The sequence below is a fragment of the Carnobacterium funditum DSM 5970 genome (assembly GCF_000744185.1).
GTDB lineage: Bacteria > Bacillota > Bacilli > Lactobacillales > Carnobacteriaceae > Carnobacterium_A > Carnobacterium_A funditum.
In genome coordinates this window covers 1,425,323-1,440,109 of record NZ_JQLL01000001.1, presented here as the reverse complement: position 1 = coordinate 1,440,109, position 14,787 = coordinate 1,425,323, and the positions used below count along the sequence as shown (strand labels likewise).

General features: G+C 34.8%; 15 protein-coding genes and 1 other RNA gene. 13 read left to right on the top strand and 3 right to left on the bottom strand.

What is annotated here, in order from left to right; genetic code table 11:
* The first annotated feature begins 86 nt into the window (after positions 1-86).
* From BR44_RS06690 to guaC, 3 genes are all read left to right on the top strand, one after another.
* Positions 87-1,343, top strand: coding sequence for a hypothetical protein (locus tag BR44_RS06690; protein WP_034551429.1), 1,257 nt, complete (start codon positions 87-89; stop codon positions 1,341-1,343).
* 116 nt (positions 1,344-1,459) lie between these two features.
* On the top strand, positions 1,460-4,216 hold the full coding sequence (locus BR44_RS06685; RefSeq protein WP_034551426.1) for an Ig-like domain-containing protein: 2,757 nt from the start codon (positions 1,460-1,462) through the stop codon (positions 4,214-4,216).
* Between the two features lie 353 nt (positions 4,217-4,569).
* Complete coding sequence (guaC, locus tag BR44_RS06680; RefSeq protein WP_034551424.1) at positions 4,570-5,544, top strand: GMP reductase; 975 nt, start codon at positions 4,570-4,572, stop codon at positions 5,542-5,544.
* A gap of 287 nt (positions 5,545-5,831) precedes the next feature.
* Here the strand turns inward: guaC and BR44_RS06675 are convergent, their stop codons facing one another.
* From BR44_RS06675 to BR44_RS06665, 3 genes are read right to left on the bottom strand one after another with little or no spacing between them, the layout of a single operon-like run.
* Positions 5,832-6,428 (bottom strand): hypothetical protein, encoded by a 597-nt coding sequence (locus BR44_RS06675; protein WP_051912588.1) that lies wholly within the window; start codon positions 6,426-6,428, stop codon positions 5,832-5,834.
* The gene (locus tag BR44_RS06670; protein WP_245592936.1) at positions 6,425-7,021 is read right to left on the bottom strand and encodes an ATP-binding cassette domain-containing protein; all 597 of its coding nucleotides are present in this window, start codon (positions 7,019-7,021) and stop codon (positions 6,425-6,427) included. Before BR44_RS06670 ends, BR44_RS06675 begins: the two co-directional genes overlap by 4 nt.
* 41 nt (positions 7,022-7,062) lie before the next feature.
* Positions 7,063-7,497, bottom strand: a complete 435-nt coding sequence (locus tag BR44_RS06665; RefSeq protein WP_245592935.1) for a GntR family transcriptional regulator — start codon at positions 7,495-7,497, stop codon at positions 7,063-7,065.
* Between the two features lie 302 nt (positions 7,498-7,799).
* Here BR44_RS06665 and ffs point away from each other — a divergent pair.
* From ffs to BR44_RS06620, 10 genes are all read left to right on the top strand, one after another.
* Positions 7,800-7,886, top strand: an RNA gene (gene ffs / locus BR44_RS11305) — signal recognition particle sRNA small type.
* 195 nt (positions 7,887-8,081) lie between these two features.
* On the top strand, positions 8,082-9,953 hold the full coding sequence (dnaX, locus tag BR44_RS06660) for a DNA polymerase III subunit gamma/tau (protein ID WP_034551421.1): 1,872 nt from the start codon (positions 8,082-8,084) through the stop codon (positions 9,951-9,953).
* Positions 9,954-9,985: 32 nt separating this feature from the next.
* The gene (locus BR44_RS06655) at positions 9,986-10,297 is read left to right on the top strand and encodes a YbaB/EbfC family nucleoid-associated protein (protein ID WP_034551419.1); all 312 of its coding nucleotides are present in this window, start codon (positions 9,986-9,988) and stop codon (positions 10,295-10,297) included.
* A 133-nt stretch (positions 10,298-10,430) separates the two neighbouring features.
* The gene (gene recR, locus BR44_RS06650) at positions 10,431-11,027 is read left to right on the top strand and encodes a recombination mediator RecR (protein WP_281173133.1); all 597 of its coding nucleotides are present in this window, start codon (positions 10,431-10,433) and stop codon (positions 11,025-11,027) included.
* A 37-nt stretch (positions 11,028-11,064) separates the two neighbouring features.
* Positions 11,065-11,298 (top strand): YaaL family protein, encoded by a 234-nt coding sequence (locus tag BR44_RS06645; RefSeq protein ID WP_034551417.1) that lies wholly within the window; start codon positions 11,065-11,067, stop codon positions 11,296-11,298.
* A 279-nt stretch (positions 11,299-11,577) separates the two neighbouring features.
* Complete coding sequence (gene tmk, locus BR44_RS06640) at positions 11,578-12,216, top strand: dTMP kinase (RefSeq protein ID WP_034551415.1); 639 nt, start codon at positions 11,578-11,580, stop codon at positions 12,214-12,216.
* Positions 12,217-12,238: 22 nt separating this feature from the next.
* Positions 12,239-12,568, top strand: coding sequence for a cyclic-di-AMP receptor (locus BR44_RS06635; protein WP_034551412.1), 330 nt, complete (start codon positions 12,239-12,241; stop codon positions 12,566-12,568).
* Between the two features lie 9 nt (positions 12,569-12,577).
* Positions 12,578-13,570, top strand: a complete 993-nt coding sequence (holB, locus tag BR44_RS06630; protein ID WP_245592934.1) for a DNA polymerase III subunit delta' — start codon at positions 12,578-12,580, stop codon at positions 13,568-13,570.
* Between the two features lie 48 nt (positions 13,571-13,618).
* Positions 13,619-13,963, top strand: a complete 345-nt coding sequence (locus BR44_RS06625; RefSeq protein WP_034551411.1) for a DNA replication initiation control protein YabA — start codon at positions 13,619-13,621, stop codon at positions 13,961-13,963.
* Positions 13,964-14,575: 612 nt separating this feature from the next.
* The gene (locus tag BR44_RS06620) at positions 14,576-14,782 is read left to right on the top strand and encodes a hypothetical protein (RefSeq protein WP_034551409.1); all 207 of its coding nucleotides are present in this window, start codon (positions 14,576-14,578) and stop codon (positions 14,780-14,782) included.
* Positions 14,783-14,787 lie beyond the last annotated feature (5 nt).

Genomic DNA, 14,787 nt, shown 5'->3' with positions numbered 1-14,787 from the left:
ATAACAAGCATAATAAGGTTAATTGAAAGCTAAGACATTTTTTAAACCGATGGATGATAAGTAACGGAATAAAAAGGAGGTAGAAGATGGCTAAAAAATTTAGGCATCAATTGCTAGGTTTGTTCTTTTTAATAACTGTTTCATTAGTGAAAATAAGGAACATTTCAAGAAAAGTAACTAAGTTATCCCCGAATGTCCGAGATAAATTGATCATTATTCATGACGACATTACACCGTCAAAGATGATGAAGCCAATAATCTCTCTTACTGCAAGTTTAAGTTTTGTTGCTTTATCTCTAATAAGCCTATCAAAACTAGTTAAGAAAGCTACGAAGCATCCTCTCCCAAAACGCATCAAACTCAATGACAATTTTCCTGAATCAAATTCAAAAACATTTCTAACAATCCCTACACCTTATAATGATGGAACAAACTGGACTGGCAGAACGAATCAAACAACACATCCATCAGTTATTCAATTTAAGGATAAATGGAAGGGCTATAAGTATTGGATGACATTTACCCCATATCCATACGGAAATAATAAAAAAGAGAACCCTAGTTTAGTTGCTAGTCATGATGGTATTAATTGGATGGTACCTCCTAATGTATCAAATCCTATCGTTTCTAATAAGACTATACCTGCATATCTTTTTGATACGTATCTTTCTGATAGCCACTTATTATACAACAATGACACTGACGAATTAGAATTATGGTATCGCTATGTGAACAATAGGCAAAAAAAAGAAATTCTTTATCGTGTTAGATCAAGTGATACCATCCAGTGGACAGCTCCAGAAAAACTGATAGTCGATTCAAAAAATTTATTGCAGTATGTTTCTCCTTCTATTATTTATGAAGAAAAAAAATACAAAATGTGGATCATGCGTGATTGGTATATCTATTACTTAGAAAGCTCAGATGGAAAAAAATGGAGTGATCCCATCCCAGTCGATAGTGAAAATAATCCTATTCACTCATGGCATCCGCATGTTTGTAAAATAGATGAGACTTATTACTTATTAAATAATGACAATAATACGAATACAGGTGCTGGTGGAAAAATATATTATAGTACGTCCAATGATGGTATCCACTTCACTAAAGAACAATTCATTTTGGGTTTTACTGCAAATGGCTTGAGTTATGATTCAACTGGGGTATATAGAGCAAGTATGACTATTGGAGAACAAGGGGTGTATTTATATTATGGTCAAGTTTCTAGTGCTTATCAGTGGACAATCGGTCTTTCTATTGGTCCAGATTTAAATAATTTGGTAGGAGTAGATGAAGCGAATTTAAATTTATACCAAACGATTTCTAATGAAAATTTAAATTGACATTTTATTAGTAGAGGAGGGCTGAGGTTAAGATGCTGATTAGAAAGATTAAGTTAAAGATTTAAAATCCGTTGTTTTTTAATGATTTTTTGATAATTAAGAAAGAAGGCGAAACTATGATTAAACGAGCAATTTGGATTTTTCCGTTAGTTGGTATTATGCTAGTGAATATAGATATATCTGAAGTATCAGCTGAAGAGACAGAAGAGCCAAAAGAATTTTTATTAGAAGAGATAAGAAAAGATGATCAACTTTCAGTAATACCACAAGACACATCACAAGAAATACCACAAGACACATCACAAGAAATACCACAAGACACATCACAAGAAATAGCACAAAAAACATCACAAGAAATAGCACAAAAAACATCACAAGAAATAGCACAAAAAACATCACAAGAAATACCACAAGACACATCACAAGAAATACCACAAGACACATCACAAGAAATACCACAAGACACATCACAAGAAATACCACAAGACACATCACAAGAAATAGCACAAAAAACACCACAAGAAATACCACAAGACACATCACAAGAAATAGCACAAAAAACACCACAAGAAATACCACAAGACACATCACAAGAAATACCACAAGACACATCACAAGAAATACCACAAAAAACACCACAAGAAATACCACAAGACACATCACAAGAAATACCACAAGACACATCACAAGAAATACCACAAGACACATCACAAGAAATACCACAAGACACATCACAAGAAATACCACAAGACACATCACAAGAAATACCACAAGGCACACCACAAGAAATAGCACAAAAAACACCACAAGACACACTCACAGTAGGTACCCCCGAAACTATTATATTAGATTCCATCAGTGTTACGCCACCGACAACTGCTTCATCTATTGGTGAAACGATAGGTCGCTTAGAGGTAGTTTATAATCCAGGTAATGCACTAATACCTAAATGGGAATATTGGTGGTCCACAAATCCGAATATCGCTACAGTTGATGCAGGAACAGGTATGATTACAACCTATCGAGCAGGAACGACAATGATTATGGTTGAAGTCGATACAGGACAAGAAGCAGGAGCACTGCTGGCGGTAAGTGATTCATCAACTCCAGCGGAGGAACTTCTTGAATCCATCAGTGTTACGCCACCGACAACTGCCTCATCTATTGGTGAAACGATAGACCGCTTAGAGGTAGTTTATAATCCAGGTAATGCACTAATACCTAAATGGGAATATTGGTGGTCCACAAATCCGGATATCGCAACAGTTGATGCAGGAACAGGTATGATTACAACCTATCGAGCAGGAACGACAATGATTATGGTTGAAGTCGATACAGGACAAGAAGCAGGAGCACTGCTGGCGGTAAGTGATTCATCAACTCCAGCGGAGGAACTTCTTGAATCTATTAGTGTTACGCCACCGACAACTGCCTCATCTATTGGTGAAACGATAGACCGCTTAGAGGTAGTTTATAATCCAGGTAATGCACTAATACCTAAATGGGAATATTGGTGGTCCACAAATCCGGATATCGCAACAGTTGATGCAGGAACAGGTATGATTACAACGTATCGAGCAGGAACGACAATGATTATGGTTGAAGTCGATACAGGACAAGAAGCAGGAGCACTGCTGGCGGTAAGTGATTCATCAACTCCAGCGGAGGAACCTCTTGAATCTATTAGCATTGATTCTTCTAGAACAAATTTGGAAGTTGGTGAAACGATAGACCGCTTAGAGGTAGTTTATAATCCAGGTAATGCACTAAAACCGAAATGGGAATACTGGTGGTCTCAGAATCCGGACATCGCAATGGTTGATCCAGCTACAGGAGTAATTACAACAATCAGAGATGGAAGAGTGACTATTATGGTTGAAGTCGACACAGGTCAAGTAGCAGCTGTAAAATTCATCGTAGGAGTAATAGCCGAAAATGGACCCAATTCTCAAATATTCTTACCTCTTCCGACTGTTTATGATGATGGAAGTGATTGGGCGGGACGCACAAATCAAGCAACACACCCTTCAGTTATTCAATTTGAAAACAATTGGAATGGCTATAAATATTGGATGGGTTTTACGCCTTATCCATATGGAGATGATCAGAAAGAAAACCCAAGTGTTGTGGCTAGTCACGATGGAATTAATTGGGTAGTTCCTGAAAATATTTTAAATCCATTAGTACCGATTGAAATTGAAAATGCCTATAATTCAGATACACATCTGGTTTACAATAATACAACAAATGAATTAGAGCTTTGGTATCGCCAAGTTCAAAATGCTACTATTACAGAAACGTTATACCGTATCAAAACAACAGATGCATTAAATTGGACGATGCCTGAACTAATGATTTCGGCCTCCTCTAATAACTTCTTACAGTATATCTCACCTTCCGTTATCTATGAAGAGGGCAAATATAAAATGTGGTTCAATCGTGATTGGGAAGTTCACTATGCAGAAAGTTTAGACGGCAAGAATTGGAGTGAAGTTGTTAAAATTAATACTGCTGGACAGAATGTTCATACTTGGCACCCAAGTGTTCAAAAGTTTGATGATACGTATTACTTATTGAACAATGATAATGATACAAATATAGGTGTACGAGGTGCAATTAGATACAGTACGTCTAGTGACGGTATCAACTTCACTGAAGAGAAATTTATTTTATCCTATAGGGATGATGGAGAAAGTTATGACTCTGCAGGCGTTTATCGAGCTAGCATGGCGGTCGGAGAACATGGCGTTTATCTCTATTATGGTCAAATTTCAGAATCGTACCAATGGACAATCGGTATGTCTATCGGAGCTAATTTAGATAGTTTGGTTGGTTTAGATGAGGAAACATTAGCCGGTTTTACGAGAGTTTAATAGTTTGCTTATGAAAAAAATCAAGTGTTTAGTATAGAAAGGTTCTGCTATTTTCGGTTGAATGTCACTGAGAGTAGGGGAGCTTTTTTTTTGATTAAAAAACGTATCTTTTATACTTGGGCAAACATATTATTCGTGTTTAAAAGATAAGAATGGTGTTTTTCCTATAAAACATGTTTTAAAAAACGCGGAAAAGTAGAATAGACTTTGACAAATAAAAAGAAATGCGGTAAATTGGTTAGTGAGCGAACTATTTTCGAAGAGAATTAAGCTAATGTTCGTTTGTGGGTATAAAAATCACTGATAATATAGAATAAGCAGACAATAAAGAAGAGAAAGAGGTTTTCAAGCTAATGAAAGTTTTTGATTATGAAGACATCCAACTGATTCCGAATAAAAGTATTGTGCAGAGTAGAACAGAATGTGACACAAGTGTGAAATTGGGTAATCGCACGTTTAAATTACCAGTTGTTGCGGCTAACATGCAGACAGTAATTGATGAAGAATTAGCTATCTGGTTCGCTGAGAATGATTATTTTTATGTGATGCATCGGTTTGAAGAAGAAAAACGTCGCCCATTTATAATCGATATGCATAAAAAAGAATTGTACGCTTCTATCAGTGTCGGGGTAAAAGCAACAGAGTATGACTTCATTAAGGCGTTAGCTGAAGAAAATGTAATCCCTGAATACATCACGATTGATATCGCACATGGTCACTCTGATTTAGTAATTAATATGATTCAACACATCAAAAAACATTTGCCAAATACCTTTCTAATTGCTGGAAATGTTGGAACACCAGAAGCTGTGCGTGAATTAGAAAATGCAGGAGCGGATGCTACAAAAGTGGGTATCGGTCCAGGGAAAGTTTGCATTACTAAGTTGAAAACAGGCTTTGGAACAGGTGGATGGCAGTTAGCTGCACTTCGCTGGTGTTCAACAGCTGCTCGTAAACCGATAATTGCTGATGGCGGAATTCGAGATAACGGTGATATTGCTAAATCTATTCGTTTTGGGGCGACAATGGTGATGATAGGTTCTGTTTTTTCAGGGCATGATCAGTCTCCAGGTGAAGCACTTGAAATAGATGGGAAAATGTACAAAGAATATTATGGAAGTGCTTCTGAGTTTCAAAAAGGGGAACATAAAAATGTTGAAGGCAAAAAGATAATGGTGGCACCTAAAGGGGATATTTCAAACACATTGTTAGAGATGAAACAAGACTTACAATCTTCTATTTCTTATGCAGGCGGTAAGGATATTGAAGCACTTCGTAAAGTAAACTATGTAATTGTAAAAAACTCTATTTTTAATGGAGACCGTTAACTAAATAAAAAAAGAAGCCCAACGGCTTCTTTTTTTTTATTCCATTAAACCATAATTAATAATTAAGCCATTTTTCTTAGTTTGAGTATTATTAGAAATAGGTTCAATGGAACCTTCGTAAATTAATTTTTCGTTAACTATATCATAAATTAAGAGTTGTTTTTTAAGTGGAGATTGCTTAGTTGCAGAAACTAAATAAAGGTTATCATTTTTTATGCTGTGCCATTCTATCGAGTCTTGAGAAACGGATAAATCTATTGGTTTTTTAGACGAATCACCTAAATTGCTTAAAGATGTCGTATATAAATTGATTTTATCATCTGTAAAGCGATAAGAATAAACGAATTAGGAAATAAAACAATTAAAAATTGTGAAGAAGAAATAATCGTTTGGGTTGAAAGATTGTATCTCAAATAGTCAGGTAAAAGTTGAGTGAACAGAGCAGATTCAATTGGAAGTAAAATTAATTGAGTAGCTACTAAGCCTAACACCGTTAAAAGAATAAGGGTCAACTTAGAAAAAAACAGATAGATACGATTGGTTGGTAACGTTAAAAGGCGATAGATAAAAGCATTTTTCCCAAACCAATCACGATACCAAATAAGAAAACTATAAAAAATTAAAGCAGCAATACTGAAGACAATAAAAAGTATGAACCAGCCACTGTTTGTCATGTCAATCATTGTAAATGGAGAATGATCAACAAAATATTGTTCTATGGATATAGAACCCTCTTGAAGCGTCCGCTTGACAGTAGATACATAATTTTGAGATCGTAAAATGATTCCTGTAAATTGAGAAATAAGGATTATAACGGTTAACGCCACATATATGTTTATAAATCGATTCAGTTCAAAATGAACTAGTTTTAGATAGTTTTTCATTTTATATAAACCTCCCGCATGACATCGATAATTGATTTCTGTTTTTGTTCACGCATATCTTCAGCTTTAAAATCTTTCACAACGATACCGTCATCGATTAAAATAACTTTATCAATCAGGTGCTCGATATCATTTATTTCATGGGTTGTGATCAGTACACCACGGTCTTCGATAAGGTGGCTGGTAAAAATATTGGTGATTTGTTCACGGCTAAAAATATCAATTCCTGAAAAAGGCTCGTCCATTAATAAGTAGTCAACATCTAAAGCTAAACCAAGCAATAAATTAATTTCAGCAGTATTCCCTTTTGAAAGATTAGCAATTTTTTCTTCTTTGGCTAACTGAAAGAACTCTAATAATTCATCTGCTCGTTTTTGGTTCCAAGTTAGATAAAAATTTTTCATGAAATTCACGGCCTGTTTAATGGTCATCTGTGAAAGCATTGCAATGGTATCAGGAATAAACGCAATGGTTTGATAACTTTCTTTAGTCAATTGTCTACCATCTATTAATATTTCACCGCTATTGAGAGGAGTTAGATTCATAATCGCATTTAAAATGGTTGTTTTACCAGCACCATTAATTCCAATCAAACAAGTAATTTGCCCTTTTTCAGCGGTAAAGGATAGGCCTTTTAAATTTTTTTCTTGCCGAATGTTTTAATGACATTTTTCACTTCAATCATTTGTATCCTCCTTGTCTTTTTGATTTTCAGTATATTTTTTTTGACTAAACCAACAATTTCATCTAGTGGAACGTTAATGGGTTTAATGGCTGTGATGAAATTATCTGTGGCTTCATCAATCAATTCCTCACGAACCTTTTTCAACACAATAGTATTTTCAGTGATTTTACCAGGTGAATTGCCTTCAGTGTAAATCAATCCAAGGTTTTCCATTTCTTTATAAGCTTTTTGAGCAGTATTAGGTTTGATGTTTAATTGACTTGTAAGTTCTCGTCTTGAAGGAATTTTTTGACCTGGTTTTAAGTGAGCAACAGCAATTTCTTGTTTAAAGTATCGGACAACTTGTAAATAAATTGGGTCTCGCTTGTTAAAATGAATATTCATAGCAACCTCCTACATCTTGTTGTACTACTCGATTAATACACTAGCGTTAAAAAAAGTCGCTCAAGGAGACTTCGTGTCTGTATTACACGAGTAGTACACTTAACTTGTCAATAAAACAGATATATTGTATTCCATATTTCTAACAGTATCTTATCGTACGACATAAAATACAGATAAAAAAATTAGATGGGAAATCTTAATAGAATTAAGATAAAAAGAAAGAAAGAAGCACTCAATTTGAAATTGGTTAAAAAGGACTAGCTTTTATTTACACTTTGCGTTATAATAAGAGATGCCGCAAGGCCGTATGGCAATGGAGAACTTACGAATCGTGTCAGATCCGGAAGGAAGCAGCACTAAGTTTGCTTGTCCATGTGCTGTACGTACATAGTAGAATAAAAAAAGTTTTTGATTTTTAAAATCAAAAACTTTTTTTGTTGCCTGAAAGAAATAAACATTAATTAGTAAACTAAAGTTTACTAGCTAACGAAGTTCGTTGACAAAGAAGATCGAGGTTTAATTTTCTAGTCAAATAACGTATAATACAAAGTAGCAACTACAGGGTTAAGAAGGGGAGAGAAGCATTGACTTATCAAGCACTTTATCGCGTATGGCGCCCTCAAAGGTTCCAAGATATTGCCGGGCAAAAAGCCATCACACAAACATTGAGAAATGCCTTGATGCAAGAAAAAACAAGCCATGCCTATCTCTTTACGGGCCCTCGTGGAACAGGAAAAACAAGTGGAGCTAAGATATTTGCTAAAGCCATTAACTGTCATTTTTTAAAAGATGGAGAACCCTGTAATGAGTGTGAGACCTGTATAGCCATCACAAATGGTCAATTAAATGACGTCATTGAAATTGATGCAGCTAGTAATAATGGTGTCGAAGAAATTCGTGATATCCGTGATAAAGCGAAATATGCAGCTACTAGTGCGGATTACAAAATTTATATTATTGATGAAGTCCACATGCTTTCAAGTGGAGCGTTTAATGCATTATTGAAAACGTTGGAAGAGCCGCCAAAAAATGTTGTCTTTATCTTAGCAACGACAGAGCCGCACAAGATTCCTTTAACCATCATATCTAGAACACAACGATTTGATTTTAAACGAATTAATACGCGAGATATCTGTGACCGGATGCGTTATATTTTAAATCAAGAAAAGCTTGAGTTTGAAGAAGCTGCTTTGCCCATTGTTGCACGATCAGCAGGAGGTGGAATGCGTGATGCTTTAAGCATTTTGGACCAAGCCATTTCTTATGGAGATGATAAGGTAACGGTTGAAGATGTAATGAGTGTTACCGGGAGCTTAACTCAAGAATTAATGTTGGACTATTTTGAAGCAATTGTAACCCATGATACAAAAAAAGGACTTTCCTTACTACAAGAAATCTTAGCTGATGGAAAAGATGCTGCGCGTTTTGTGGAAGACTTGATTCTATTCAGTCGCGACCTACTAGTTTATCAACAAGCTCCTCAAATGAATGAACTACTAGATGGCGCTAAAGTTGATACGGCATTTAAGGCATTAAGTGACACTATTTCAGCCGATTCACTGTATCAAATGATTGTGATTCTGAATGGAACACAAACAGAACTACGTTTCACTAATCACCCCGATGTATATTTAGAAGTAGCTACGGTCAGGTTGACTCAGTTGGAAGCTATTCATTCAAACTTTACAGTTTCATCAAAACAACAAGAATCCAAACAAGAAGAAATACCGACAACATTCGATAACCCAAAAATAACTGAGTTAGAAAATGAACTCTTACAAATGAAAAAACAAATGCAATCTTTAATGGTAAATGGTAGCTCGAAAACAGGTACTAAAAAAACGAAACCAGCATCTAAAAAGGCTGGTAATAATCAATTTACGCCGAACACAACTGCTATCTATAGTGTCTTAAAAGAAGCAACTAGGGAAAATTTGACACAGTTGAAAAATGTTTGGCCTGATTTGTTAAATATGCTATCTGTTACTCAGCGAGCGATGTTAAAAGCTTCAACACCGGTTGCTGCGGGTCCGAGCGGATTAATTGTTTCATTTGATTACGATATCTTATGTCAAAAAGCAACGAATGACAGTGAGTTAATGGAAGCCGTTAAACAGTTTTTGGGAAAACTTGTAGGATATGGACCGCAAGTGATATGTGTGCCAGGTGAACAGTGGCCAATTATTAGGGGACAATATGTTAAACAACTTAAAAGTCAGCCTTCAAATGAGAAACTAGTAGAGCATGAAACAGTTGGACAAGTTACAAAGCCCGATCAAACCATTGAACAGAAGGAGAAAGCATTTGCACCTGTTAAAAAGCAACTAGAGGCTGTGGATACTTCTGAATGGGATAGTTTAGAGGATTTTGTGCCACCTTCTGAAGAGGATGATAAGATAGTCACTGAGGCCATGACTCTATTTGGAGAAAAGATGGTTGAAGTAAAAAATGATTAAATAAATAATAGGAATGGAAAGGGAGAGATAACATGCGTGGAATGGGCGATATGCAAGGTATGATGAAACAAATGCAAAAAATGCAAAAAGAAATGGGGGAAACGCAAGAAGCTTTGAATGAAAAAGAATTCATAGGAACAGCCAGTGGAGACTTAGTTAGTGTAATATTAACTGGAGACCGTAAAATGAAAGGAATTTCAATCAAACCAGAAGCAGTAGACTCAGAAGATATTGAAATTCTAGAAGATTTAATTGTTTTAGCTACCAATGATGCGTTGGCAAAAATAGAAGCTGAAACAGAAGCAACAATGGGGAAATATACTAAAAATATCCCAGGTATGTAAAACGTAATGAAGGGATAATTTGACTAATACCTGTAATTAAACACTAAAAATGGGATTCCAAGATGGGTCCCGTTTTTTTCACTCTTTTTATTTTAATTATCTGCTATTTTTTAAAGAAAGGAATGGAGTTTATTTGTATCCTGAACCGATAACTAAATTAATGGACAGTTATATGAAACTTCCCGGAATTGGTGCTAAGACAGCAGCTCGATTAGCTTTTTTCACCATCAATATGAAAGAAGATGATGTGACAGATTTTGCTAAGGCATTAATTAGTGCCAAACGTGACTTAAACTATTGTTCCATTTGTGGGCACATTACACAAGAAGACCCTTGTCCTATCTGTCAAGATAAGTCCCGTGACAGAAGTATTGTATTAGTGGTTGAAGATCCTAAAGACGTTATATCTTTAGAAAGAATGCGAGAATATCATGGGTTGTACCATGTTTTGCATGGAGTATTATCACCGATTGAAGGAACTGGACCGGAAGACATTAATATCCCAAGTCTAATTAGACGATTACAATCTGAAGAAGTTAATGAGGTTATTATTGCAACGAATGCAACAGCTGAGGGCGAAGCAACAGCGATGTATTTGTCACGATTAATACGGCCGGCTGGAATAAAAGTAACTCGTTTGGCTCATGGACTTTCAGTAGGTAGTGATATTGAATATGCGGATGAAATTACATTGCTTAAAGCTGTTGAAGGACGTCGTGAAATAGAATGAAATAAGTAAAGTAAAAACATCTGATAAAAAAAGGAGTATGCTCGTGCTGTTCAAAAAAAAAATTAGTTTGCGCAATCAATACGATAAAGAGTTATTTAATCTGATGAAACAAACAAAGCAGGACTGGGAATATGCAAAAAAAATTGAACAATCTGTATATGAAAAAGATGGATTGCTCTTTGCTCAAACCAAATTAGCTGAAATTAAATATTTCTACTTATTTAAAGAAGCACGCAAACGAAAGATAAAGGGAGATACAACAAAGAGTTAAATCGTCTGATAGGAAAGAATGAACAAGCGAACCCATTTATTTGATTTCAGATGATTGATTCTGAAATTTAATAAATGGGTTTTAAAGTAAAAGGATTGTAATTAATCGTTTAATCAAATGTAACGTAATTTCTTTGGGTAGTAATTTGGGTAGCAAATAGAGTAGTTGAATTTATTATTTCATAAAAAGAGTGGATGTAAATGGTATTAGACTGTTTCTTCTATATGCAGTATAATAATAGATAAGGATTAAAAGTAAGAATTAAAGGAGTTTTGTGCATTGAAGGGAATATTTATTACAATCGAAGGCCCAGATGGTTCAGGAAAAACAAGTGTCATCCATTCTTTATTGCCTAAGTTAGAAGAAAGCTTAGCTCAAGCAATAGTGGCTACAAGAGAGCCTGGAGGTAGTAAAATCGCCGAAAAAATTCGGGAATTAATATTAAATCCTGAACATACTGAAATGGATGTACGAACAGAGGCTTTACTATATGCGGCAGCTAGAAGGCAACATTTGGTTGAAAAAATTATTCCTGCTTTAAACGAAGAAAAAATAGTGGTTTGTGATCGCTTTGTTGATAGTTCTTTGGCTTATCAAGGGGTTGCTAGAGGAATTGGTATAGAGCAGATTGCTGCCATCAATCAATTCGCAACAGAAGGTCTTTCGCCGGATATAACCCTTTATTTAGATGTAGAAGCACATATAGGACTAGAACGTATCAATAAGAATAAAGATATTCGTCAATTTGACCGATTAGATCAAGAAGATTTAACATTTCATCAATCTGTTCGCTCAGCCTATTTGGACTTAGTGGAAAAAAATCCAACTCGAATGGTGCTTGTAAATGCGAATCAAGAACTAGAAAAAGTGATATCAGATTGTTATGTGATTGTGTTAGAGTATTTCAGACAACTATAAAAAATGAAAGAGGTCGACCAATATGAAATTAATTATAGCTATCATTCAAGACAAAGACAGCAATCGTTTATCCAATGAATTTGTTGATTCTGGAATACCAGCGACAAAATCTTCTACTACTGGTGGCTTTTTAAGAGCTGGGAATACAACGTTTATCATTGGCGTTGCGGATGAGCGTGTGGATGAAGTGTTAACTATTATTCGCGAAACTTGTCAGTCAAGAGAGCAATTCATGACACCACCTGTTAGTTTAGATGTTTCGATGGAAACGAATATGCCTTACCCTGTAGAAGTTCAAGTAGGTGGTGCAACTGTATTCGTGATGCCTGTTGAACGTTTTGAACAATTTTAATTATAGGTCGTGATAAAAATAGAAAATAATTTGAGAAGTATTCAACCTATTATTTATAAACAGCTACAAAAAACGATGGAAAAAAACCAATTGACTCATGCCTACCTTTTTGAAGGTGTTTCTGGAACTGGGAAAAAAGATATGGCATTATGGGTGGCAGCCTCGCTTTTTTGTCAAAATCTAGTTGATGGTTTACCTTGCCAAGAGTGCACTTCTTGCTTGCGTGTGTTGAAACAGGTTCATCCAGATGTGATAGAAATTGCTCCTGATGGTTTATCGATCAAAGTAGAACAGGTTAGACAATTAAAAGCAGAGTTTTCAAAAAGTGGAGTTGAAGGTCAGCAAAAAGTATTTATTATAGAAGATGCTGAGAAAATGACTGCTGGAGCGGCTAATAGCTTATTAAAATTTTTAGAAGAACCTAATGGTAAAGCGGTAGCTTTCTTATTGACGACAGCTAAGCAACGACTTTTACCAACAATCTTATCTCGTTGCCAACTAATTCATTTTCGTAATTTATCTAAACAACAATTATTAACTGAGTTAGATAAAAAAGAAACCAAAAATCATCAATCTGCTTTACTCGTACAGTTAACGAATAGTTTAGAGACGGCTATTTTGATGAATCAGGATGAATGGTTTAACGAAGCTGCAAAAATAGGGTTTAAATGGTTTGTTCAAATCACAAATAAGAAAGATGAAAGTTTTGTTTTTGTCCAAACGGATATCATGTCTCATTTTAAAGAGAGAAATCAGTATTTACTTTTAATTGATTTGCTGTTATTGGCCTATCGTGATGTGCTAAAGACACATTATAAAGTAATAGATATCTTAGCTTATCCACAGCATGAAGAGCAAATAGGGGAATTAGCAACACAATTTAACGGTAAAGATTTGTCCCGAGCGATTGAAATTATTTTGCAAAGCCGAAAAAAATTAGAAAGTAATGTAAATGCACAAGGTGTTTTTGAACAATTAACCTTGTTATTGGCAAAAGATTAAAAAATAAAAAATGGGACAAATATCATAGTAAAGAGTGGGTGATAAGGAATGGATAAAAAAACTTTATATGATAGCTTTACGAAGTTGGAAAAAGATACGGATGCTACTTTACATCAAATTTCTGATTTAAGAAGTGAGGTTGAAGCACTCGTCGAAGAAAATGCCACTCTGCAAATCGAAAATCAGCATCTAAGAGATCGATTAAATGATCTTGAAAAGTTGCAACGTTCAAATGAGGAAATTGTGGAGCCGGAGATGAGCAAATCACGTTTGAATTTAGAAAAGTTGTATGAAGATGGTTTTCACGTCTGCAATGTTTTTTATGGTTCGCGTCGGATGAACGATGAGCCATGTGCTTTTTGTTTAGATGTCATCTATGGTGAAAGAAGATAAAGATGAGTGTAACGGTTGAATGGACTACAGATAAATAAAATACTATTTATTTATAAAGATGATTTCGGTTCAGTTAATCGAAATTATCTTTTTTTATTTTCAAAAATATCTAATAACAACCGAAGGGAAAAAATAATAACTAGTTGAACAGTTAGCCATAGACTAAAAAGAACTATCTTCATTTTCAACTAGTTCCTTTAATCGTTTTATTTATAGCTGTCATCTCGTTGCATATTGCAGGTACAATATTGGAAAACCTAGAGCATTAGTTTTATTCAAAGCATTTTATGTAGTAGCGGATATTGTATTGAGTGTATCTGTATTTATTGGTGTTTATTCAAAAACGGTTCTATTAGTCCTGTTAGCCATTCCATTAACAAAGAAAAATACAGATAAATTTATGACTGTTTAATTAAAAGCGCAAACTTTTACCTGCGCAGTTCAAAATTCAGTTAGTATTCCAGTCTTTATACTAGTGAATTTTATACTAGAAATTATTTGGCATGTTCAAATAAATCAAATTCTGTTGGAGTGTATTATTAGAAATCTTTTACTTTGAATGGTATATTGAAATTAATAAAGAACTTAAATTTAAGAAAGGTGGAATTCGTCATGCATCAATTTAATAAAATGACAAGTATTGAGTTACAAGAATTTTTGACCCGGCAAAAAAATTCCACAAGTTTTATTTTTACAATGATTCATTCAGATGAAACGATAGAGGAAATTACTCTTAAGAATGATTCTGAATCTGACACGTTCCTTAAAGCTCATTCAGAAGCAACATTCGAATTGAAAGAAGCAAGCGAACTAATTTAATTTGT

Excerpts from the sequence above, each read along its gene's own strand:
- BR44_RS06690 (WP_034551429.1), top strand. The coding sequence starts at position 87 with ATGGCTAAAAAATTTAGGCATCAATTGCTAGGTTTGTTCTTTTTAATA.
- BR44_RS06685 (WP_034551426.1), top strand. The coding sequence starts at position 1,460 with ATGATTAAACGAGCAATTTGGATTTTTCCGTTAGTTGGTATTATGCTA.
- guaC (WP_034551424.1), top strand. The coding sequence starts at position 4,570 with ATGAAAGTTTTTGATTATGAAGACATCCAACTGATTCCGAATAAAAGT.
- BR44_RS06675 (WP_051912588.1), bottom strand. The coding sequence starts at position 6,428 with ATGAAAAACTATCTAAAACTAGTTCATTTTGAACTGAATCGATTTATA.
- BR44_RS06665 (WP_245592935.1), bottom strand. The coding sequence starts at position 7,497 with ATGAATATTCATTTTAACAAGCGAGACCCAATTTATTTACAAGTTGTC.
- BR44_RS06655 (WP_034551419.1), top strand. The coding sequence starts at position 9,986 with ATGCGTGGAATGGGCGATATGCAAGGTATGATGAAACAAATGCAAAAA.
- BR44_RS06645 (WP_034551417.1), top strand. The coding sequence starts at position 11,065 with ATGCTCGTGCTGTTCAAAAAAAAAATTAGTTTGCGCAATCAATACGAT.
- BR44_RS06635 (WP_034551412.1), top strand. The coding sequence starts at position 12,239 with ATGAAATTAATTATAGCTATCATTCAAGACAAAGACAGCAATCGTTTA.
- BR44_RS06625 (WP_034551411.1), top strand. The coding sequence starts at position 13,619 with ATGGATAAAAAAACTTTATATGATAGCTTTACGAAGTTGGAAAAAGAT.
- BR44_RS06620 (WP_034551409.1), top strand. The coding sequence starts at position 14,576 with ATGCATCAATTTAATAAAATGACAAGTATTGAGTTACAAGAATTTTTG.